Source organism: Alicyclobacillus macrosporangiidus CPP55, assembly GCF_000702485.1.
GTDB lineage: Bacteria > Bacillota > Bacilli > Alicyclobacillales > Alicyclobacillaceae > Alicyclobacillus_H > Alicyclobacillus_H macrosporangiidus_B.
In genome coordinates, this window is record NZ_JNIL01000001.1 from 3,810,667 (window position 1) to 3,830,799 (window position 20,133).

Annotated in this window: 25 protein-coding genes; all 25 read left to right on the forward strand. The window is 61.8% G+C overall.

Going from position 1 to position 20,133, the window contains the following annotated elements; translation table 11 throughout:
- Nucleotides 1–30: 30 nt before the first annotated feature.
- Nucleotides 31–1,230: a transglycosylase SLT domain-containing protein gene (locus N687_RS0118895; protein WP_051663463.1), complete on the forward strand. Its 1,200-nt coding sequence runs from the start codon at nucleotides 31–33 to the stop codon at nucleotides 1,228–1,230.
- On the forward strand, nucleotides 1,227–2,084 hold the full coding sequence (locus tag N687_RS0118900; protein WP_081841570.1) for a GGDEF domain-containing protein: 858 nt from the start codon (nucleotides 1,227–1,229) through the stop codon (nucleotides 2,082–2,084). The genes N687_RS0118895 and N687_RS0118900 overlap by 4 nt, the downstream gene beginning before the upstream one ends.
- Nucleotides 2,044–2,970 (forward strand): HD domain-containing phosphohydrolase, encoded by a 927-nt coding sequence (locus tag N687_RS21540; RefSeq protein ID WP_029423348.1) that lies wholly within the window; start codon nucleotides 2,044–2,046, stop codon nucleotides 2,968–2,970. The genes N687_RS0118900 and N687_RS21540 overlap by 41 nt, the downstream gene beginning before the upstream one ends.
- The gene (locus N687_RS0118910) at nucleotides 2,958–3,839 is read left to right on the forward strand and encodes a pilus assembly protein TadB (protein ID WP_231493538.1); all 882 of its coding nucleotides are present in this window, start codon (nucleotides 2,958–2,960) and stop codon (nucleotides 3,837–3,839) included. Before N687_RS21540 ends, N687_RS0118910 begins: the two co-directional genes overlap by 13 nt.
- A 46-nt stretch (nucleotides 3,840–3,885) precedes the next feature.
- Nucleotides 3,886–4,125 carry a hypothetical protein gene (locus N687_RS0118915; protein WP_029423350.1) on the forward strand — a complete coding sequence of 80 codons (240 nt, stop codon included), beginning with the start codon at nucleotides 3,886–3,888 and terminating at the stop codon, nucleotides 4,123–4,125.
- 81 nt (nucleotides 4,126–4,206) lie between these two features.
- Entirely contained in the window at nucleotides 4,207–4,527 is a 321-nt protein-coding gene (locus N687_RS0118920) for a hypothetical protein (RefSeq protein ID WP_029423351.1), read from the forward strand.
- 71 nt (nucleotides 4,528–4,598) lie between these two features.
- Nucleotides 4,599–5,069 carry a hypothetical protein gene (locus N687_RS0118925; protein ID WP_029423352.1) on the forward strand — a complete coding sequence of 157 codons (471 nt, stop codon included), beginning with the start codon at nucleotides 4,599–4,601 and terminating at the stop codon, nucleotides 5,067–5,069.
- 12 nt (nucleotides 5,070–5,081) lie between these two features.
- Nucleotides 5,082–5,534 (forward strand): hypothetical protein, encoded by a 453-nt coding sequence (locus N687_RS0118930; protein WP_051663464.1) that lies wholly within the window; start codon nucleotides 5,082–5,084, stop codon nucleotides 5,532–5,534.
- Nucleotides 5,534–6,175, forward strand: a complete 642-nt coding sequence (locus N687_RS22600) for a methyltransferase family protein (RefSeq protein WP_051663465.1) — start codon at nucleotides 5,534–5,536, stop codon at nucleotides 6,173–6,175. The genes N687_RS0118930 and N687_RS22600 overlap by 1 nt, the downstream gene beginning before the upstream one ends.
- Entirely contained in the window at nucleotides 6,156–8,618 is a 2,463-nt protein-coding gene (locus N687_RS0118940) for an ATP-binding protein (protein ID WP_029423355.1), read from the forward strand. The genes N687_RS22600 and N687_RS0118940 overlap by 20 nt, the downstream gene beginning before the upstream one ends.
- A gap of 77 nt (nucleotides 8,619–8,695) precedes the next feature.
- A complete protein-coding gene (locus N687_RS0118945) occupies nucleotides 8,696–8,953 on the forward strand; it encodes a hypothetical protein (RefSeq protein WP_029423356.1) in 258 nt (85 codons plus the stop codon).
- 192 nt (nucleotides 8,954–9,145) lie between these two features.
- Nucleotides 9,146–9,367 (forward strand): hypothetical protein, encoded by a 222-nt coding sequence (locus N687_RS0118950; RefSeq protein WP_051663466.1) that lies wholly within the window; start codon nucleotides 9,146–9,148, stop codon nucleotides 9,365–9,367.
- Entirely contained in the window at nucleotides 9,364–10,074 is a 711-nt protein-coding gene (locus N687_RS0118955; RefSeq protein WP_029423358.1) for a replication-relaxation family protein, read from the forward strand. Before N687_RS0118950 ends, N687_RS0118955 begins: the two co-directional genes overlap by 4 nt.
- A gap of 235 nt (nucleotides 10,075–10,309) precedes the next feature.
- Nucleotides 10,310–10,792: a hypothetical protein gene (locus tag N687_RS0118960; RefSeq protein WP_051663467.1), complete on the forward strand. Its 483-nt coding sequence runs from the start codon at nucleotides 10,310–10,312 to the stop codon at nucleotides 10,790–10,792.
- A gap of 19 nt (nucleotides 10,793–10,811) precedes the next feature.
- Nucleotides 10,812–12,752 (forward strand): Ig-like domain-containing protein, encoded by a 1,941-nt coding sequence (locus tag N687_RS0118965; RefSeq protein WP_029423360.1) that lies wholly within the window; start codon nucleotides 10,812–10,814, stop codon nucleotides 12,750–12,752.
- Between the two features lie 91 nt (nucleotides 12,753–12,843).
- Entirely contained in the window at nucleotides 12,844–13,143 is a 300-nt protein-coding gene (locus tag N687_RS0118970; RefSeq protein WP_029423361.1) for a hypothetical protein, read from the forward strand.
- A gap of 69 nt (nucleotides 13,144–13,212) precedes the next feature.
- Nucleotides 13,213–13,482 (forward strand): hypothetical protein, encoded by a 270-nt coding sequence (locus N687_RS0118975; RefSeq protein ID WP_029423362.1) that lies wholly within the window; start codon nucleotides 13,213–13,215, stop codon nucleotides 13,480–13,482.
- Between the two features lie 107 nt (nucleotides 13,483–13,589).
- Nucleotides 13,590–13,862, forward strand: coding sequence for an HU family DNA-binding protein (locus tag N687_RS0118980; RefSeq protein WP_029423363.1), 273 nt, complete (start codon nucleotides 13,590–13,592; stop codon nucleotides 13,860–13,862).
- A gap of 1 nt (nucleotide 13,863) precedes the next feature.
- On the forward strand, nucleotides 13,864–14,856 hold the full coding sequence (locus N687_RS0118985; RefSeq protein ID WP_029423364.1) for a hypothetical protein: 993 nt from the start codon (nucleotides 13,864–13,866) through the stop codon (nucleotides 14,854–14,856).
- Between the two features lie 22 nt (nucleotides 14,857–14,878).
- Nucleotides 14,879–16,021 (forward strand): AAA family ATPase, encoded by a 1,143-nt coding sequence (locus N687_RS0118990; RefSeq protein WP_029423365.1) that lies wholly within the window; start codon nucleotides 14,879–14,881, stop codon nucleotides 16,019–16,021.
- A 43-nt stretch (nucleotides 16,022–16,064) separates the two neighbouring features.
- Entirely contained in the window at nucleotides 16,065–17,087 is a 1,023-nt protein-coding gene (locus N687_RS0118995; RefSeq protein WP_029423366.1) for a ParM/StbA family protein, read from the forward strand.
- A gap of 1 nt (nucleotide 17,088) precedes the next feature.
- A complete protein-coding gene (locus tag N687_RS0119000) occupies nucleotides 17,089–17,697 on the forward strand; it encodes an EAL domain-containing protein (RefSeq protein ID WP_029423367.1) in 609 nt (202 codons plus the stop codon).
- Nucleotides 17,694–18,188, forward strand: a complete 495-nt coding sequence (locus N687_RS0119005) for a hypothetical protein (protein ID WP_029423368.1) — start codon at nucleotides 17,694–17,696, stop codon at nucleotides 18,186–18,188. Before N687_RS0119000 ends, N687_RS0119005 begins: the two co-directional genes overlap by 4 nt.
- Entirely contained in the window at nucleotides 18,172–19,353 is a 1,182-nt protein-coding gene (locus N687_RS0119010) for a ParA family protein (RefSeq protein ID WP_051663468.1), read from the forward strand. The genes N687_RS0119005 and N687_RS0119010 overlap by 17 nt, the downstream gene beginning before the upstream one ends.
- Nucleotides 19,350–20,075, forward strand: coding sequence for an SAF domain-containing protein (locus tag N687_RS0119015; protein WP_051663469.1), 726 nt, complete (start codon nucleotides 19,350–19,352; stop codon nucleotides 20,073–20,075). The genes N687_RS0119010 and N687_RS0119015 overlap by 4 nt, the downstream gene beginning before the upstream one ends.
- Nucleotides 20,076–20,133: the final 58 nt, after the last annotated feature.

Here is a 20,133-nt window from a genome sequence, read left to right on the forward strand (position 1 = left end):
GCCCCCTTCCATTGAAGGGGGTGTTTTTGTTTGCAGGCGCTGTTGCGTGTGGCGTTCCGGCGGTCGTCCTTACGGCGTAGTGTCACGCGGATTGCGATTGGGACCCTGCTTGTGATGTTCACCCCGGCAACGTTCGGGTTGGTGCTGGCGGTGGCGGTTCTGGCTGGAGGGGCGGCGTACATGGCCGGGGCCGATCCCTGGAATGGCGAGATCCCCAAGGATGTCTCGCCAGCGCACGGCATCCCCTCAATGTTCGTGGCATATGTCCAACAGGCGAGTCTCACGTACCACGATCCCATGCAATTCATCGCGGGTGAAGTCATGGTGGAATCCTCCTGGGACCCGACCGCGTACGCGGACTACGGCGGGAGCCACGCGATGGGCCTCATGCAGTTTGAGCCGGAGACGTGGAGCGGGTGGAGCGATCCGTTCTGCCGGATCGATGAGCCGGACACCGACGCGCAGCGCATTCCGCAATACGGAGGGTACGGCGTGGACGCGGATGGGATGTGGGCGCCGATTGGTACGCCGTCGCGCGCGGCCAGTCAGATCGCAACGCTCAACGCCCAGTGCCAAGCCAGGAGCAATGCCGGGTGTGCGCCGTATGCAAGCCCCTGGGACCCGGCGGACGCGCTTGCCGCCGGGGCGAAGTACCTGTCGACCCTCTACAACCAGTTCGGCACCTGGGCGGCGGCCAGCGCGCATTACTACGGCGGGGCGGGTCAGGACCAGTATGTGGCGAGCGTCATGCGCTACACCTACGCCTACGTGCTGGACACGCCGCCCCTGCAACTGGACGGAGGAGGATTCTGGCCGTTTGGCGAGGCGGACTTGGCCATAAGTTCAGTCGGGAACGGCTGGTGGTCGGTCAAAGGCGAGAGCAAGAACCCGGTTGTCTCGCAGCTGTTGCCCTCGCTGCCGATTGTGGCCCCGGCCTCGGGAAGGGTGACGTGGACGATGTCCGGCGGCACGACGACCATCACCCTTCCGTTACCAGATGGAGGGACCTTGACGCTTCGCACGCGGGGCAACGGGGCCATAAAGTGGGCGCTGCCCAAAAGCGCGAGCGTAGGGGCAGCGCAAGCGGGTGACATCGTGGGGTTCATCGACGCCAAGGACGGTTTCGAGGTGTCGGGAGATTTAGCTCGGGTGATTCCCGGCGGGAAACTGACCGGCGGCGTTTTGCACCCGCCGGGGCATGCCATCGGCACAGGAGGTGGCAGCGGGTGACGGAGGTGTTCACACGGTTTTTGGAGCGGCTGGCGCAAGGCATGTCTTGGCGGGAAGCGCACATGGCGTTCTGGATGGATTTGCGGGCCTTTGGTGTGGAGGTTCACGAACCGGACGGGACGGTGCATGAGCGTGGAATCCTCGCGGGGCAGCCGGATTGGAAATCGAGATTCGCCGTACTGGACGTCCCCTGTTCGGATGGGGTGTACCGGGTGTATTTTCGGGCGGATCCCGGTGCCGAGTATTCAGAGGCGGCGCGGTTCGCGCAGGCAGTGGATGCGCTTTTGCATGACCGCGAACGGCTTATGACGGAGGCGCGTCATGATGCGTTGACCGGGTGTTTGAATCGCAAAGGCTTGCAGGAGTGGTTCGCCGACCGGGTGCGGCGGTACACCGACGACATGGGGTTTGTTTTGGTGCTGATTGACTTTGACCACTTCAAACGGCTCAACGACACCCAAGGGCACGCCAAGGGTGACGAGGCGTTGCGAGTCATCACCAACGCGCTGAATTCGGAAAAGCGCACGCACGACATACTGGCGCGCCTGGGAGGAGACGAATTTGTGCTCATCTTCGAGGCGTGCGCCTGTCATCCGGGGATTGTGCAAAGGCTTGAGGGCATCAAACAACGCTTGCCCCTCACGGATTATGGTTTGGACATAACAATGGGCGTGGCCTGTTATCCCCGGCATGGGCGGACGCTGGAACAGCTTTTGGCGCGGGCGGATTTGTGTCTGTATCGCGGGAAGCAAGAGGGGCGCGGGAAGATTGTGTTTGACATCGACGGTCATGACACGGGAGAGGAGGGAGCAAATGGCGGCGGAGATTTGGATGGATGCCGAGGGAGTCATTGAGCGGGCAAACGGCGATACGGAATCGTTGCTCGGGTTTAGAAACGAAGAGTTGGCGGGACTGCCGGTCGCGCTTTTACACCTCAGACTCGCCGAGCCGGGGTTGCACACGCTCTTTGTTCGGCGAAGGGACGGGCAGACAGTGCTCATTCACGCGTTTGTGGACAAAGATCCAACGTCGGGTGCGTGTACGGCACACCTGCAAGACGTGTTTGGCGGGGAGACGGAGCGAGCGCGCCTGGCGTTTCAGTACGCTCTGTTCAGGGGGCTGGCGTTTGCCGCCGAGTATGGAGACCCGGACTTGCTTGATCACCTGCGCCGGGTTGGGCGCTACACGTCGTGGGTAGCGCGTGGAGCGCTGGGCCTGTCGGAGGAGAATGTGGCGCGCCTGACGGTGGCGGCGTATGTGCACGATGTGGGCAAGTCTGCGATCCCGAGGGAGATTCTGTACAAACCTGCGCCACTCAACGAAGAGGAGTATGCCCTGGTTAAAACCCACACGGACAAGGGCTTCGCCGTATTGCAAGAGGTCGAGCGGCACGTCAAGCGCCAGGCCCCGTGGCTGTACGACGAGCAGACTTGGCGGTGGGCCAAGGACGTGGCCCGATACCATCACGAGAATTGGGACGGCAGCGGGTATCCGGCGGGCCTGGCGGGCGAGGGTATTCCGCTTGTGGCGCGGGTGGTGAAGGTGGTCGATGTGCTCGACGCACTGCTTCATGCTCGCCCGTACAAGTCCGCGTGGTCCAATATGGAGGTTCGCCGGGAGATCGAGGCGAAGGCGGAGACGGAATTTGACCCAAAACTCGCCTCGTGGCTTCTCGCCCGTGAAGCTGAGTGGACGCAAGACAGGGACGATTCAGGAGGGGATGCGCTGTGGTGGCCGTAATCGCCATCCTCCTTGGAGTGCTCATGTTCTTGGCGGTGTTTGTCGTGGTGTGGGGCTTTGCGCTCGTCAGCGCTCAGGAGGAGCAATTGCGTATCCAGTCCATCCGGGGCACGTACAAACGCGCCACGCCCAAGGCTGGGTTTCTGGAGGCCATGCACCGGGACATGGTGCGGTATGCAAAGGAGATCGGCAAACCTGGATGGGCGGACATCGCCTACCGGGTGTCGTTTGCCATGCCCCTGCTCGTAGCGGCGGTGGCCCTGTTGGTGGGGTGGTACTGGGCGCTCCCATTGGCACTGCTGGCGTTCTTTCTCCCATACCTGTACCTGGAGCGGACGTACCGGCGGGCGAGACTGTTGCTTCGGCGCCAGCTTCGGCAAGCGAGGCTTCTGATTGCGCTTCTCGCGGAGGCGGGCGCGCCAGTTGAGCGCGGGATTGTGGCAGCCGAGGCGGTGAGCGGATATCCTTTGAAGCCGTATCTGCGTGACGTGTGCATTGCCATTGGCCAGGTTCCAACAGACACACACGAGCGGGAGCGGGACACCGGGATGCGGGTGCAGACGGTGGTGGAGGCGTTCATGCAGATGGCCGAACGACTGAAATTGTCTGAGGCCACGCAGTTCGCCCAGCTTCTCGCCCAGTCCACTCGGTACAACACGCCTCTGACAGACATGATGTTCACGTCGCTGGAGATCGAGGAACGGCTCCGGGACGCTGAGGCGGAAGCGAAATACAACAACGCGATCTCGAAAATCAGTTACCTGTCCACCTTGGGACTTGGTATTCCGGTGTTTGCGTACATGTTCCTCGCGGTGTTCTCGTATTTGCTGCAGTTGCTCGGTGGCGCGTTTGGGTTTGGCTCGCTGTAATCGCGCTGCCATACACGCCTCCCTTGAGTGAGGGGGGTGTTTTTTTATGCGCAGGTTCATGCGGCGTGTTGCGATCCGGGATCCGGTCTGGCGAGGGCGTTTGATTCGCCGCTGCCTTCGCTTGAAGCGCGCGGGCAGCGGCATGGCCGCGATGGTATCCAACATCATCTGGACGGTCGCCTCGATCACGCTTGCCACGGCCGGTGGGTTGCTGCTTGGCAACACACTGCTGAATGGTGTATTCCCGGCGGCGCTGAACGCGTTCACTGCCATGTTCGGAGCGTGACCGGTTTGCCATGCAGCACTCCACCAGGTGGAGGGCAAAGCCCCACAATCCAAATCACCATTTCAAGGAGGGATGCAGTTTATGATCAACAAGTTGGGCACTTTGGCGATCCGGGCGTATCATTCCACGCCGTGGATGAGGTGGCGGCGGGCCGACGCGGAGTCGAGCAACATTACGAAGCTGGCGTATGTGATGTTCGGCGTGGTGATTGTGGCGTTGATCATCATCGCGCTGGGTACGTTTATGATCTTTGGCATCAACAAGGCGCAGACGAGCGCGAGCAACGCGCTGAACTCGGTCAGTTCCACCAGCGGCACCACGACCGTCGGCGGTTACACGGGGTCGTACACGGGCGGCGGCAGCATTACCCTTCCGTCGCTTGGCAGCGGTTCGGGCAACTGATCATCCGGGCACTGAAGCGGGGCGGGCGAGGGTTCTTGCCCGCCCCTTTCGCGTCTAAGGAGGGATTTTCGGTGCGCATTCCACGTTGGATTCGCTTCAGGCGCGCTGGAACAGGAACCGGGATGCTGTACGCGGGTTTGGTGACCACCGCCGCAGCGCTGGTGGTGCTGGGGCTGATCATCATCTTCTCTTCCCTCATTCACGTGCGGCAGGTGTTGGTCACCGCGGCCGAGAACGGGGCGCGGGTGGCGGCGCTGACGGGAGACACCCAGACTGTGCAGGAGGCGGTAGCCAACACCTTGCAAGAAGCGAAACTGCCGCAGACGTATCACGGCCAGACGCTGTGGACGGTCTCATCCACGTCAGTGACAAACGGCCCGGCGCAGCCCGAGGCGCAAGTCACCATCCAGTACCAGGCACCTATTCTGTTCCCCAATCTGTTCCGGGCGTTGGGACACCCGAACAGCTTGCCTGTGACGATCCCGCTCAGTGTCACCGCCTCGGCCACGAACGAGACGTACTTCACGGGGCCGCCGAATTGAGGGGGAATGACCATGGCTGCGCTGTACAAGGGATTGGTGTGGGTGACGATTGGACTGTTGCTCACCGTCATGCTCATGACGTTCGGGGCTGCCCACGCGGGATACCGGCAACTGCGTGCAGCGGCGGAGGCGGCGGCCTGGTCCGGGCAGACCGCCATTCACCATGAGGTGGCCGCCACCGCGGGGAATCAGGGGTATTTTAACGTAACCACCCGACAGAAAAGTGATCCAGTTGCGGCCGCACAGGCGCAGTGGCAGCAAAGCATCCAGCAGTTGCATCTGTCGTCGATGTTCTCGGGTCTCAACGAGACGACGACGGTCCAAAACAACCAAGTGACCGTCACGGCCACCGGGGTGTTCCATGTGCCGTGGCTGGACACGGCGTCTCGAGCGCTGTTTGGCGGCCAGTACGCGGTGACGTTTCAAGTGCCAATGCGGGTCGTGGTGACGGGAGCGAGCCAGTGATGTGGTTGCGGTTGCTGATCCAGAGCGTCTCGATTCTGGTGTTGCTCTCGGGCGTTTGTGCACTGGTCCGCTCGCCGCTTTTGTGGCCGTTTGCCGCAGTCCTGGTGCTGGAGGCGTTTTGGCTTTTTGTGTCCCTGTGGCGCGTGCCGAGGATATCCGGCGGTGTCGTGGGCATTGTGGCGTCGGCCGTCATCGCGGTGTATCCGGCGCTCATCTCCTGGGTCTGTCCGGGACCGTATGTGGAACCCGTGTGGCGGTTTGCGCTGTCCTACGCGATCCAGTGCTTGGCGCTGATGCTGGAGGTGTGGGCGTTTCTGACGCTTCGTTCTTCACTCACCCAGCTTCCCGAAGCGCACCGGCTGGTTCGCTCGGGACCCTACCGATATGTCCGGCACCCGCTGTATGTTGCCTACACCCTGGCGTTTGTGGGCTCGTGCCTGGGGGCGATGCGGTGGAGTCTGTGGGGGTTTCTGGCCGGATTCATCGTTTTGCAGTGGATTCGGGCCAGGGCGGAGGAGCAGGTGCTGATGACGGCGTTTCCGGAGTATGCCGCATACGCGCGTGTGACGGGGCGATTTATTCCGCGGATAGTGCGCAAAGCCTCTTTGGAGGGGGAGCGGAATGATCGAGCCATGGATTGAACACGTCTTGTCGGGTCTTGGCACGGCTGGGCTTGTGGCCGCCGTGGGATATGGCGCGGCGCGAGACAGGGGAAAGCTGGCGGCGGAGCGGAGGCGATGGAAAGGGGAGCCCAGGGCGCTGATCGCCCGTTCCAACCACGTTTACAACGCGCAGGACACCGCCGCGTGGCTGGCGCGCCTCACGCACTTTCGGCGCCCGAAGGCAGAGAGATACACCAAGGGCCGGATATGGTTCACCTTCCGGGTGGAAAAGGACGCGCGCGGTGAGGTGTGGTTCTGGTTTATCGTGCCGGACGACCGGGTGCAAGGGGTCCGAGGGACGCTGCCGCCGACGTTGGAGTGGCACGAGGTAGCACGGGAGAATCGCCATGAAGCTTTGAGCCCTGAGAACCGCCAGGCGCGAATGCGGGTCACCGCCAAACACCCCATGTTGCCGTTTGCCCGCCCTGGCAAATCTGACCCGTTGGCGACGCTGCTGCGGGCGATGGGACCGAAGACCGCGGTGGAGATCGCGTTCAGTCCGATGGACGGCGGCGAAGCGTTTGAACGGGTGCGCAAGGCCCACGCCAAGGCCGACCCGGAGGCGGTCAGAACCCATTCAGGAGCGGCCAGCACCCGTGAGGCTTTTGCGGAGATCGGGCGGCAAACGCTCGCGGAGTTGGGCGCGGCGTTCACGGGGAAACCGGCGCCAAAGCCGGGGCAGGGCAGGGCGCAGTCCGCCAAGCCGTTGCTTCTCCCCCACCAGAAGGCGCGGGTGCAGGGGATATTGAGGCGGTACGAAGAACTCGACGAGCTGTTCGAGGTGACGATTCAGTTTGAAGGCGAGGACCCAGGGCGCGCCCAGCCGTGGTTTCAGGGGATGCTTGGGGCGCTGACGGATGTGGCGGCAGAGAACCAGCTTGTCGCGTCGCGCGGGCTAAGACCATTCGTGATGTCGGCGGAAGAACTGGCGCAATTGGTCCATGTGCCGTCACCGGACGAATGGCCAAAGATGCCGGTGATTCGGGAGCATGCCCGCACCCTAGGCGACGAGGAGTTCAACACGGGGGTCGCGATTGGATACCTGCGCCACCCGACACAGGCGACAAGGCTTGTGCGGATTCCGTATGAGCAGTTCACGAGACATTTCCTCATGACCGGCATGACGGGTTCGGGCAAGTCCTCGACGCTGGTGTTCATGATCCAGTCCATCATTGACGAATGGGCGACACAAAAGCCCAGTGAGCCAAAACCTGGTTTCACGCTCATCGACCCCGCCTCGGAGACGGCGCTCATCATCCTGTCGCGTCTCCAGGCAACGCTACCCAAGGATAGTCCGCTGTGGAAGAAAGTCCACTTCGTGTCGTTCTCCAACCGGGACTATCCCGTCGCCATGAACCTGCTCCAGGTGTTGTCGGTGGATGCGCTGGTGGCCACAATTAGCAAAGCGTATGGGGGCGGGGCGCGGATCGACGAGATCGTGGACAAGTGCGTGGCGGCGTTTCAGGAGGACGACGAAGTGGTGCATGTCTTAGCCGGGATGATCCCGATGCTCAAGGACGAGAACTGGCGGCTGCCGGTGGTGCGCCGACTCAAGACGCCGCTGCTTCGGTCCTACTGGGAGCAGACCTATCCGGCGCAGGCGAAAAATCCGGACTACTACGCCCCGGTGGAGCGGCGCTTGCGCCCGTTTGTCTCAAGCAGCACGGCGCTCTATTTCGGCCAGCCGGAGTATGCCTTGCCGATCCGGGAGTGGATGGACGAAGGCCATATCCTGATCCTCGACGTCAAGGCCCTCGGCGGGGAGTTGATGGGGCTCCTGATGGGCGGTCTCATCGAGCGGTACTACCAGGTGGCGCTCACGAGGCTAGAGAGTACAGCGCTGACGCACTTTCTGCTTGTGGACGAGTGCCACCGGGTTCAGACCGGCGTGATGGCGAAAATCATCGCGGAGACACGGAAGTTTGGTTTGAGTCTCGGGATGATTACGCAGTCGGTAGAGCAGTTCGACGGGGAACTGAAAAAGGCGATAAAAGATGTGCTGGGCAACTTCATTAGCCTTCGGGTTGGGGCGGACAGCGCAAGGGTGCTGGCGGAACTCACGCAGGGGCACTTTTCACCGGACTACCTGCGGGCGCTGGATGACAACGTGGCAGCGGTGTACACGACGGTGGGCGGGAAGTCCTCGTCGTGCGAGACGAAGACCCCGCCGCCCGACGTGTACGAGGGCTGGCACCCAAACGGCAAGCCTGTGAACTTCTTCGACAAGCCAGCGCTTCGCAGGCGTTACGACGAACTGAGGACGTTCGGGTACGAGCTGCAAAAGGAGCTGGGCCGACCGGCGGCGGAGGCGGAAGCGAGGCTCAATTTCTATCTGGAGCATGGGTACTGGCCGGACGACGAGAAGGCGAAGGCGGACAAGCCCCAGCGTCGGCGGGAGTTGTCGGCGGACGATTTGTACTGAGGTCGGAAGATGCGCCGCTCTCATTCGGGGGCGGCGTTTTGTCATGCAGGAAGCGTAGGTACGAAGGGGGATCCGGTATGTCAAGGCAGTGGCAAGTGGGAGATTGGGTGCGGGTGCGGACGGCGAAGAAAAAGCGTCCGGCGGACGACGATATGGTTCGCACGGTGCAGGAGGGCGAGATCGTGTTCATCTGCCGTCGGTTTGCTGTGGTCCAGTTACCCCGTTACAAAGAGACGTTCTGGCTGGATGAACTGATGCCCGTCACGGTGGTGGATGATGATGAAGCGGTGGAGTGCGAACAGCAGCGGCGGGTGCTGGAGTGGCTGGGCGCTTAAAGGCGCTGTGGGACGATTACGCCCACAACCCCCCCAGATTCACACCGACCGGTTACGGGATGTGGGCGCTTACGTCCCACAAAGGAATAGTGAGGCAAAGTGCTGCGAATGCACGTGTATTTTCGTGACCCCAGAGTGATTGATTTCGTTCGGCGATTGCCTGCCCGACAACGGTCGAGGACCCTGGAGGAGATGCTGCTGAGGGCTATTGATGAGAAACGGATGGACGGAGATGTGGGGGATTTACCAAGGCGGGTGGCGGAGGAAGTGAGCCGGTGGCTGATGGAGCATGGGCTGGTCGTCACCGGCGGCGTGCAAGCGACTGAACAGAAAGAAGGGCAGGAAAGACAGGATGAACCTGAGGTGCCCCGCAACCCTGTGACGTCTTTCCTGCAGAGGTGGGATGACGATTGATTCTGCAATGGCGGGACAGTGACTTTGCACCGGAGCAGCAATTGCTCGGGGTGGTATTCGACGCAGGAGTGATTCTTCGGGACGACCTGTTGTTCCTCTTGGGTTGGAGTGTCCACAAGCTGAAGCGAAACCTGCGGCGGCTGCGGGCCAAACAAGCCGAACCCCTGATACGCGGCGTGAAAAGCAGCGACAATCACCACATGTATCTGCTGACTGAGACCGGGATTCGTTACGTCCATCAGATGCTCGGGATCGAGGGCAAGGCCGTTACGATGGAAGCACAGATGAATCATGCCCTGGGGTTGAACGCGATTCTCATACGGTATCTGCGCGCACACGGGTTTGACGGCGTGCGGTGGTTCAACACCCGGGAGGCGGCGGATGAACTGTGGTTTTTGAGGAAGCTGGCAACAGGGCAGGTTGACACGGATTTACGGGCAACAGCCATCCGGCCAGACGCCATCTTGCGGACACGAAACGGGTTTTGGTGGGTCGAGTATGACAACGCCACCGAGAACTCGCGCCAGATCTGGCGCAAGTTCCAGATGTACGTAACCAATCTCGCACCGCTGGACGATTCATTCCGGCATGTGGTCTGGGTCACGAAGACCGATGCTAGGCGCGGGTTTCTGGAGACGATTTGGCGGCGGGTGGACCATGCCGACGTCCGTATGTCGTTTTACGTGGAGACCGAAGAAGTGTTCTGACATGCGCTGTACCACCGTCTGAACTCTCCTCCCCACCTTAGGTTAAACCCCGCTCTGAACCTGCCTCCTATTGGGCTTGGAAACGCTGAATTTACATGGGTTTCGGCAAGTGAATTGGTTCCGCTAAAGATCCCGTTCCTCGAAAACTGTTCTCTGCGCCAAGAAGCCGGTTGCATGTGCCCCGCAAGGTCTTGCCATGCACCCCTCCCCTGGATGAAGGGAGGGATTGTTCGTTTTGGAGCACCTCTGGTCCTATTCCGCTGCCTGGTTGACTGTTGGTTTCCTTGGGCTGTGTGCGATCACGGATGTCCTCTACCGCCGGGTGAGTGAGACAGCGATTTTCTGTTTTGCCCTGGCGGTGATGTTTGCCCACTTCTCTTGGGTGGCGGTGGCATCCGGACTGCTTTGCGCGGTCCTGTGGTGGGTGTCGGATCGTCGTAACGCCGCCCTGGGCGACATTGAGATGGCTGCACTTACGGGGTTTGGCCTTGGACCGTTCAGCCTCATTGCGATTGCGATTTCATGCGCGTTGGCTCTGTTGACAAGGCCATGGTGGCCGCGGCTGTCGAGCAGACTGACTCCGCCGGAAGAGAGGCATTTGGCACCGAGTGGTCTGTACTTGGCGGTTGGAGCGTTGGTGACAGTCCTGATGGCTCGCTGGTTTGTTGCGGGACTACAGGAGTACACGTCGTATGTGGTCATGCAAGTTGCGCAGTGATTCAGGGAGGTGAATGCGAATGTTCGAGGTTCTGAAGGGACCTCTGCGCTGGCGGCGCGCTGGCGGAGAAGGCATGGTACCGCGACTCGTCTGGACATTGGCGACTATCGGGTTTATTGGCGCCGGCGTGACAGGCATGTGGGTGGCATACGCCAATGGCGGGCACAAGCAGGCGGTGGCTGCCGACAACATGGCTCGGCATTTGTGGGGTCAAACCACGCCAAGGTACGTCGTGACCGTACAAAACGGCAATGGCACGGTATCCACGGCGCCGCCGATGACGGTGACGCTAACGGCCAGTTCGTCTAATCCGTTCGTGGGACAAGACGTCACATTGACAGCAACGACAAATCAGGACGTAGACGGGTACGCTCTGGACATCCTTGACCAGACCACCGGCCAGTGGGTCGGGACGCCTGCCACCAGCGGGACAACGGATACCGCGACGGTTTTCTTGAACTCTCCTGGTTCGCACACTTACGTGGCGTATGTTGGCGATCCAGACAGCACGGATGCTCCGGTGGCCGAGTCTGCGCCGCTGACGGTGACGTGGCGTATCAAGCCGGTCGTGAGCCTGGACTCCGTATCCACGGTGGTGACGGGGCGGCAAATCACGATTTCAGGTACGGTGACCTACAACGGCCAGCCGGTACCAAACGAGGCCGTAGCGTTGTCGGTGGATCAAGGTACGCTGAGTGCGCAGACGGTGAAGACGGATTCCCAAGGCAGGTTCTCAGTGGGCTACATCGCGCCTTCGTCGCCCGGAATCGTAACGGTAACAGCCACGGTGCAAAGCGACGGGCTGAGCGACAGCAAGAGCTTCTCGGTGGTGTCGCCGTACATCCAGTCGGTGTCGTTTGATACCAGCACATGGCCGCCGACGGTGACGATCACGGGCATGGGATTCGGGAATCAACCGAACACATCGTCGAACGCATTGACAGTTTATGACACCACAACAGTATGGGATGCCGGGCATTCTGGAGATGCGGTACAGACCAAACTTGTGTCGTGGTCTGACAACAAAGTCGTATTTACATTCAATTCCGCTTATGGAAGCGGTGATATGAGCGTTTATGGAGACGGCCAAGGAAGCTGGGTGTTTCGCCCGGGGGATTCACTCGTTGTTTCTATTACGCCGGTCAACGGGTCTGCCTTGACTGCAAACGTGACGTATCCGTCGAACGCCCAGATGCCGTCCATTTCGTTGGATTCGCTGTCTCCGGTGTCAGTCGGTCAGTCTGAGACGGTCTCCGGTACGGTCACGTTCAATGGCTCGCCTCTTGCGAACGTTGCCGTGGAACTGAAGGCTACGGCCGGATCGTTCCAAGGCGGCAACGGAGGCACGAGAACCAGTTGGGGTACCTACATGGTATGGACGGACTCGCAAGGCAGGTTCTCTGCCACCTACACGGCGCCGCAGAGTTCTGGCAACGTGACAATTACGGCATCGAGTGTCGGCGTGTCACAAAGCGAAACGATTAGCGTGACAGATATTACGGTTCAGCTTACTGGTCAGGTGACAAACAGCTATGGAAACCAGTTTTCGTGGACTGTGAGCGCAAACACTCCAGTGGACCGTCTGGGCGACTATGTGGTGCTGCTGGATCAAACGACGGGCCAAGTTGTGGGCACGATGCGGCAAGGAACGTCGCAGACGTTTTACACGACCATCACGGATGGCCTCACCCACACGTATGTGGCGAACCTGTATGACGCACAGGGTCACTTGTTGAAATCAAGCCAAACGCTGACGGCGTATCCGGGACACACCGAGGCGACAGGTAGTTACTGGGTGCCCGGTTCCTGCTCGACCACGCAGCAGTGCACCACGACACGTTACCTAGATTGTTCTATGTATTGCCATTGGGTGCCGGTAACAACCTGCACGCCTGTCACCACCTGTACACCAGGACACTGGGAGACGAGTTACACGTATGTGCCACCGTATGTCTCCTGAAGCATTTGGATTCGGGCCATCCCATGACGGGGTGGCCTTTGTTTGCCATTCAATCCTCCTCCGGATGGAGATTGAGGATGGAGGGATAGCGATGAAGCTGAAGTCGAAACAGGTATTGCTAGGCGCCGGTGCACTGGTGTTGGCGGCGGGAGCGGGATACGCCGGAGGGGAGATCGCCGTTTGGCACATGACAGGGCAGGCGCAGGCGAGCGTAAACGCCACTCCCGCAAACGGGATCGGCGCCGGGACGACACCGGTGGCGACCAGCTTGCCCGGACTGACGGTGGCCGACGCCAAGTGGGTGGAGGGGATACTGACAACTCCTGTGCATGACGCGTCGGGGCATGTCGTTCGGGTGTCAGCGGAGCGGCCCATTCTTGTGGTGGCGTAATGGTGCTCGTACTGCCACAAAGCCTTGCAGCTGCTGGATCAAAATCACCTGCTAGACAAGGTGCAGATTATGGCGGTGTTTTTCAACAGCGGTGAAGGTGACCAAAAGCCGGTCGAGGTTACGTCCATTGAACAAGCCAAAGCGCTCATGGCCAAAGCGTTCAAGGACGCCGGGATTCCCGAATCGAAGGCCGCAGACGTGCTATACGGGCTGCCAAGCGATGGAATGGACAGCCAGATTCAAGCCGTCCCCGACCTGTTGGTGCAAAAACAGGGCAAGTGGTATGTGCTGAAGGGGTTTGTCCCGGATGTACAGACGTGGCAACAAGCGCTCAGCTGAGCCATTCACCACATGGCCGCCTTCGGGCGGCTTTTCTTTTTTTCGTTTTTGCCATGCACGTCGCTACAGGGTGAAGGCAATTCGATTTCGTGAAGGAGTGGTCTTTCATGACAAAGACGGAACTGATTGAGGAGCTGGCCGTGAGGACGGAGCTGCCCAAGGCGAAGGTGGAGCGTCTGATCAACACACTCTGCGACGTCGTGGGAGAGCGGCTGCAGGCCGGAGAGAAGGTGGCCCTGCCGCCTTTGGGGCGTTTCATCCACGTGCACCGCTCGGCACGCAAGGCCAGGAACCCACTGACCGGCGAGAAGGTGGATGTGCCGGAGCGCGCGGCAGTGCGGTTCCAAGCATCGGCAACTCTGAAGCGGAGGCTGAACTGACGTGCGGGTATACCTGGCGCTTGGCGATGCGGCGACGGAGGCGTGGTTGAGGGATGCCTTCTCTTCGCGCGTGACATGGGTTGACCTGGAGCATGCCGATATCGCGCTTGTGTCGCGTCTGGCCGATGCCAAGGCGGCTGCCCAGCGTGGGGTTCCGATCCGGTTCGTGGCCGGAACCCTTGACGCGAAGGGCCGAGACATTGTGGCAAAGGCAAGGGAACTCGGCGTCCGTGATGTGCTTGCGTGGCCAGAGAGAGATGGGGCCACAGCGGCCCACGTGTTCGCGTTTCTCGCAGAGGCGTTGCCGGGGGTGCCGCGGGTGCAGATCCCGCGCGCCCCTTATCGTGTCAAGGTCATCTCAACCCGCCAATCCGGCGGGACGTTTTTTGCCTGGAATTTGTGGCATGTGCTGCGCGAGCAAGGGATCGACGCAAAGCTCATCAGTGTGTCGAGCGCGAGTCCCTTGGCGTCTTGGCTTGCGCCACCTTACCGGGACATCGTGTTCGGGGCTGTGCAGGCGGATGGGGGCGATGTGTGGGTGCTCGACGCCAGCGACACCACGGTGCCGGTCGAAGCGGACACGGTGATCGCTGTCCGGGACTGCGATCCGGCAAAAGCCTTCTCTGCGCCACCGGGGCCAGATGCGTGGATGGTCGTTAACCGGGTGCCAGCGGGAGTTTCGCTGCCGGAAGGCTCATCGCACCTGGTGATCGAGGATCTGGGCTCGACGGCGTACGAGGCCATGACCACAGGTATATCGCCGGCAGCGCGGTATCCGGCGTTCGCGGAGGCGCTGTTGGGGTTGTGGCGAGCGATTGAAAAAGGAGATCAAGGATTCCGGACTGTGGTGTTGGCCCCGGACATGGAAACGGTGGCCCCAGTGGAGGATGTAAAAGCGCACGGAACTGGCGTCGGTGAGTCTTCGGACGGATTTGTGTTCGACGACGAGACCTCCAGCGACAACGAGGACGGGGGATTCGTTCTTGACGACTGACGCGATGGGGAGGTGATACGCGGTGTTTGCACTGGTCTGCAAGGACGGGGCGAGCGACGTGCAGGCCCAGTGCGCCGGGGTGTTCGACGTGCGCGTGGTTACGGCCATGAGTGAACTCAAACGGCTTGCGGCGCAAGGGGACCTGGAAGGTGTGTTCGTAGATGCAAGGCTCGGCGTGACAGCGGCGATACGCGAGAGGCTTTCGGGGACGACGGTGTACGAGTATGCACCGCCGTTTCGGATCGCGGACGCGATGCGATGGCATGAACAGACTCGACGGGCGGCGCCGAAGACCGAGGCGCCGCAATCCGTTTCTCCGCCTGTTTCTCCGGTGCCGGAGCCTCCGCCGAAACAGGAAGAGGCTGCCGTTCGGTCTGCCGCGCCAGCGCCTTTGGCCTTGCGTCGTACGGTTTCCGCTCCGGTGCGTCGCCGCACGGTGCCGGTCATCCTGCTTGACAGCCCGAAAGGCGGCGCCGGCCGCTCGACGCTCGGTGCGCACATGGCGTATTACGGGGCACTGCGGGGCAAGCGGGTCGCGGTGATTGACCTGGATACCAACGGGGACATCGCCCAGAAGTTCGGATTTGCCGACGCGCCGGATGTGCGCGGCTGGCGTGGTCAGAGCGTGGAGGAGGCGGTGCGCGACGGAGTGTGTCTGGTTCACGAATCCGGCCTGCATCTGTTTCCGTCAGCACAGAGCCCGGAAGTGGTGCTCCAGGACCCGGAGGACGCGGTGTATCTGCTCCAGCTTTGCCTGGAGGAGATGGACGCGGTGCTGCTGGACATGCCGCAGGGATGGACGCCGGTGCACCAGGCTGTGTTGCCGTACACGACACAGGTGCTGTTTGTCGTTGTACCAGCGGTGGACCAGCTCGCCAGGATTCAGGAGCACGCAGACAAGTTGGTGTTCGCGGGACTGTCCAAGGCGGATGTGTCGCCGATCCTCAACAAGAGCAAGAAGGCACGGTCAGACGAGAGGGCGATGGCACAGTACCTGCTGCCGTTCTCCGTACAGGCCGTGGTCCCGTTCGACCCGACGATTGACAAGCGCGGCGGGATAAACGGCAAGCGGATCGTTCGAGCCATGAAGCCGTTTTGGGACGAGGCGTTTGGGTTTGTGGCACCGCGGAAGCGGCGGCGGTGGTTCGGGATGTTCGCCCGGTGAAACGGATGCCATACACGGCGAGATGTGTTGGAGGGGGATGCGGATGATTCTCGGTGTGGACCTTGGGTATGGATGGGTGAAGGCGACGGATGGAGAACGTCGGGTGCGGTTTCCAGCACTGGTTGGGGAAGCGCACGAGCTGGTGATGCAAGAGATGTTTGGGTCGCGCTCCGCAGAGTATGATGTGACCCTTGAAACGCCGTCGGGCACCCGGCGCGTGTTCATCGGTGAATTGGCCCGGCGGGAGAGCCGGGACGCAGCTTTGAACCTGGCCACGCGAAAGTACGAGGACGCGGACACACAGGCGCTGTGGTTGACGACGCTGGCGCTTTTGGCCAAGGACGGCGAGCCGCTGGACGTGGTGACGGGGTTGCCGTTGGCGCACTACGAGACGCAGCGGCGTGCGTTTCGGCAACGTCTGGAGGAGACCGCCGGGCGGGTGACAGTGCAGGGGCGAACGGTGGACGTCCAGGTGCGAAGCGTGCGGGTGATCCCGCAGGCGATGGGGGCGATGATCGCGAGCCTCCTCGATCCGGTTACCCTGGAGCTTCGCAATCCTGCCTGGACGGAACATGGCGGGTACCTGCTGTTGGTCGACGTCGGGACGCGGACAACGGGGTTCGTCACTTTTGAGACACAGCCCGAACTGGCGCTGGTCAACCGCCTGTCGGACTCGGTGGACGTGGGGGTGCATGACCTGCACGTGGCACTGGCCGGGGTGTTCCGGCAACGCACAGGAGAGACACCGCCCTTGTCTGATCGAATCTACGACGAACTTCTTGCCCGAGGTGAGGTGGCGTATGGCGGGCATACCGTCTCCGTTGAACCGGAGCGCACACGGCATATGGAGCGGCTGGGAGGCCTCATTGTCCGGCGGATCGTCGAGCGCATGGGCGCGGAGGCGATGCAGCGGGTGCAGACGGTCTTTGTGGCGGGAGGCGGGCATGCGATTGCGCTAGCGGCCTTGCAACAGACGTTCCCGCGGGTGTACACCGTGCCAAATCCGCAGATGGCCAATGCGCAAGGGTATTGGATTTATGGCGTCACACGCTCGGGGAGGAGATAAGGTGGCGTTGCGGCAACAGGTGATTGTCCGCCTCGCGGACGAGACGGTGTTCGGGCATGAACTCTTGCTTGCTCATCCCCGTGAGACGCTGGGGCTGCTGGCGGACGCGGGACTGTTGACGGGCCTTGACCGGTACATCCTCGACGTGGCGGCGCAGCGGGCGAAAAACAGTGATGAACTGGTGTTCGTGAACGTCACGTCTGAGTTGTTGACCGAGCGAAGGCTGCCGTTCCCGCCCGACGAGGATTTGACGGGACTGGTGCTGGAAATCACGGAGCGAAGCCGCCTCGATATGGGGGAGGTTGCTTCATATCTGGAGCCATATCGTAAGCGGGGCCTGAAGGTGGCTCTGGACGATTTCGGAGACGGGTTCAACGGGATCTCCCGCTGGAGTGTGCTTCAGCCGGACTTCGTGAAAGTGCGTCTGACGGAAGGGGTGGAGGTGTTCTTGCCTATGCTGGTGCAGGTTGCGGCGGAATCAGGAGCCCAGTTGGTGGTTGAGCGGGTAGAAACACCCGAACAGCATGCTTGGCTGCAGAAACTGGGCGTTGGGTACGGGCAGGGGTTCTACTATGGACGCCCCACCCCGATTGAGGGGGGTACGGCATGAGAAAAGTCGGTTTTGCGGGTTTTGGCAAGAGCTTTCTGGCGTGGAACCTGGCCGGGGCGGTGGAGGGAAGCGTGATTTACGCGGACCACCGCGCGCCGTACCGGGTGTGGAACCGGACCGTACCGGTGTATGAACGGTGGGCGAATGTCGAAACGGCTCGCCTTGAGCTGGTGTGCATTGACCATGAGGAGTCCGAGGTGGCGCCGGACATCGTGGTGTACGGCGTCACTCCGGATTTGGGTCGTATTGAGTTGGCGCTGCGGGCACAGCGGCAGAGCACGCGGTCGGTTGTGCTGGTGCTTGTGGGATACGAGGAAGCGGGTGTTCCTTGGCCGTTCCCGCCCGAGTTTAGCCCGGCAATCATCGTACCGTGGGACATGCGCCAGGCAACGTCGCCGCTTGTCGGTGCGCCGTTGACCCTGCGCGACCCCGCCTGGCGGCTCCGGTTTGAGAGGCTGTGGGAGGTGATCCGGAATGTGGACGCTGTTTGATAAGGACCCGGTGCGTGGTGAGCGATTGAGGCGGTACCTGGAGCGGCGGGGAGTTACGGCGCAGCTTGTGGCGCGCGAGGAGGACATCCCTGCCGACGATTGCGGTGTGACGGTGGCGGTGTTCATGGCGGGCTGGGACGAGGCGACGGTACGGCGTGTGAAGGACAACTTTGGCGTAGCGGCGCTGCTTTGCACGCCTGATACTGTGCCGTCCGAGCGGTACACCGAACTGTTGCGAGCCGGGTATGACGACGTCATCCCGTACCCGCCCTCTCCGGAGTATGTCCGGCGGTGGGAACGCGAGCCCGAGACCGACGGCAAGGTGACGCTCGAATCCCTCATTGCCGGTCCCAAAAAGTCTTCCTACACTGACCTGCGCGACACGCGGCCGTTTGCCGGCACGGCATTGTCCCGCCAAGCCAAGGTCATCTGTGTGGCCGGGGTCAAAGGCGGCGTGGGCAAGACGACGCTGTCGGTGCTCATGGCAAACGCGCTGATGGCCAAAGGCCGTCGCGTGGTGCTCGTGGAACTGGACCCGAACGGCAACCTGGCGGGGCTGCTCAAGGTGGAGCGCGTGGTGACGGCCGACCGGTTCGAGACGTTGCCGGACACCCTGGCTGACCCGGAGTTGGAGCAGAACATGATGCGCACGGAGGGCGGCTGGTGGCTTATCCCGAAAGGGGAGCGGCCATTGGGGCTCAGCCGTGATGGCACCGGGCGGCTGATTCACCTGACCGGGCAGTACGCCGATTACGTGGTGCTCGACACGCACGCTTCGCGACTGGTCTCCACGCTCGTTGCCCTGCAAGAGGCGGACGTAGTGATGGGAGTCACGACAACCGACCGCACCACGTGGACGGACCTGCGGCCGTTCTTGCAGGGGACGGACAAGCCCGCGTATCTGGTCATAAACCGGGTTCGGGAGCGGCCGCGGCGAGCAGGAGAGATTGCGCGGTTTTTGGAGCGCGAAACCGGGTACCGGGTGGCGGGTATCGTGCGCGAGGATAAGACGCTGTACGAGCGCGTGCAGGAGGGCCTGACGCCGATGGGTTCGCGGAGGACCGGCGAGGCGGTGCGGGCGCTGCTGCGTGCGGCGGGCGTGACGGATACGACCCCCGAAACGCCGGAGAAGTTGGCGAAACCGAAGGGATGGTGGAGGCTGTGAAACGAAGCACGTTTCTCTTGATGGGCGTGGGACTGGCTGTGGTGGCGGGAGGACTTTTTGCCTTTGGCTACAAGATGGCCACGGACACGGTGTCTGTGGTGACAGCGAAAACGTACATCCCGGCGGACACGCCGGTTCAGGCTGGGGACTTGACAACGGCGCAAGTTCCCAAGTCGTTTGCGCGGCAAATGGGTGCACTGACCCGTGCCGGTGACGTGACAGGACACTACTTGTCGGTGTCCGTGGTGCCGGGCGAGCCGATTATGAAGGGGATGCTGGCTACCACCGACGATCTTCAGGCGCTGGCGTCCCAGTACGCGGCGGAACACCACACGGACGGGGTGCTGGTGGACTATCCCGCGAACTCGGCGCTGGCAAGCGCCGCGCAGCCGGGGCAGGACGTGGCGCTGGTGGTGACGCCGCAGGGGCAGAACGCGGCGCCGAAACTCTACCCGGTGCACGTGCTTGCGGTGTCGGCTCCGCAAGCGCAGAACAGCGGGCCGCTAAGTCTGAACAACAATAACTCGGGCAAGACGCTGTTCCTGTTCGTACCACGCAACGAGTATACGGAGATTGCGCCCGCATTGACGGCGGGGCAGGCGCACGTGGTGTTCTTGCCGGCAGGGCAGACAGCAGCGACGAATCCCGTGGCAACGCAGACCAATCCAGCAACGGGTATCAATTCGACGGTTCCGCAGACCAATCCGGCAGCTTCCAAATAATCCTCCCGTGAGAGACGAGCCGCGCATCGTTGTGATGCGCGGCTTTTCTCTTGTACGC

What these genes read in the sequence shown, in the direction of transcription:
- N687_RS0118915 (WP_029423350.1), top strand. Translation starts at nt 3,886, where the DNA reads ATGCGCAGGTTCATGCGGCGTGTTGCGATCCGGGATCCGGTCTGGCGA.
- N687_RS0118995 (WP_029423366.1), top strand. Translation starts at nt 16,065, where the DNA reads ATGATTCTCGGTGTGGACCTTGGGTATGGATGGGTGAAGGCGACGGAT.
- N687_RS0118975 (WP_029423362.1), top strand. Translation starts at nt 13,213, where the DNA reads ATGGCGGTGTTTTTCAACAGCGGTGAAGGTGACCAAAAGCCGGTCGAG.
- N687_RS22600 (WP_051663465.1), top strand. Translation starts at nt 5,534, where the DNA reads ATGTGGTTGCGGTTGCTGATCCAGAGCGTCTCGATTCTGGTGTTGCTC.
- N687_RS0118970 (WP_029423361.1), top strand. Translation starts at nt 12,844, where the DNA reads ATGAAGCTGAAGTCGAAACAGGTATTGCTAGGCGCCGGTGCACTGGTG.
- N687_RS0118980 (WP_029423363.1), top strand. Translation starts at nt 13,590, where the DNA reads ATGACAAAGACGGAACTGATTGAGGAGCTGGCCGTGAGGACGGAGCTG.
- N687_RS0118965 (WP_029423360.1), top strand. Translation starts at nt 10,812, where the DNA reads ATGTTCGAGGTTCTGAAGGGACCTCTGCGCTGGCGGCGCGCTGGCGGA.
- N687_RS0118920 (WP_029423351.1), top strand. Translation starts at nt 4,207, where the DNA reads ATGATCAACAAGTTGGGCACTTTGGCGATCCGGGCGTATCATTCCACG.
- N687_RS0118945 (WP_029423356.1), top strand. Translation starts at nt 8,696, where the DNA reads ATGTCAAGGCAGTGGCAAGTGGGAGATTGGGTGCGGGTGCGGACGGCG.
- N687_RS21540 (WP_029423348.1), top strand. Translation starts at nt 2,044, where the DNA reads ATGGCGGCGGAGATTTGGATGGATGCCGAGGGAGTCATTGAGCGGGCA.
- N687_RS0119010 (WP_051663468.1), top strand. Translation starts at nt 18,172, where the DNA reads ATGTGGACGCTGTTTGATAAGGACCCGGTGCGTGGTGAGCGATTGAGG.
- N687_RS0118950 (WP_051663466.1), top strand. Translation starts at nt 9,146, where the DNA reads ATGCTGCTGAGGGCTATTGATGAGAAACGGATGGACGGAGATGTGGGG.
- N687_RS0119005 (WP_029423368.1), top strand. Translation starts at nt 17,694, where the DNA reads ATGAGAAAAGTCGGTTTTGCGGGTTTTGGCAAGAGCTTTCTGGCGTGG.
- N687_RS0118940 (WP_029423355.1), top strand. Translation starts at nt 6,156, where the DNA reads ATGATCGAGCCATGGATTGAACACGTCTTGTCGGGTCTTGGCACGGCT.
- N687_RS0118930 (WP_051663464.1), top strand. Translation starts at nt 5,082, where the DNA reads ATGGCTGCGCTGTACAAGGGATTGGTGTGGGTGACGATTGGACTGTTG.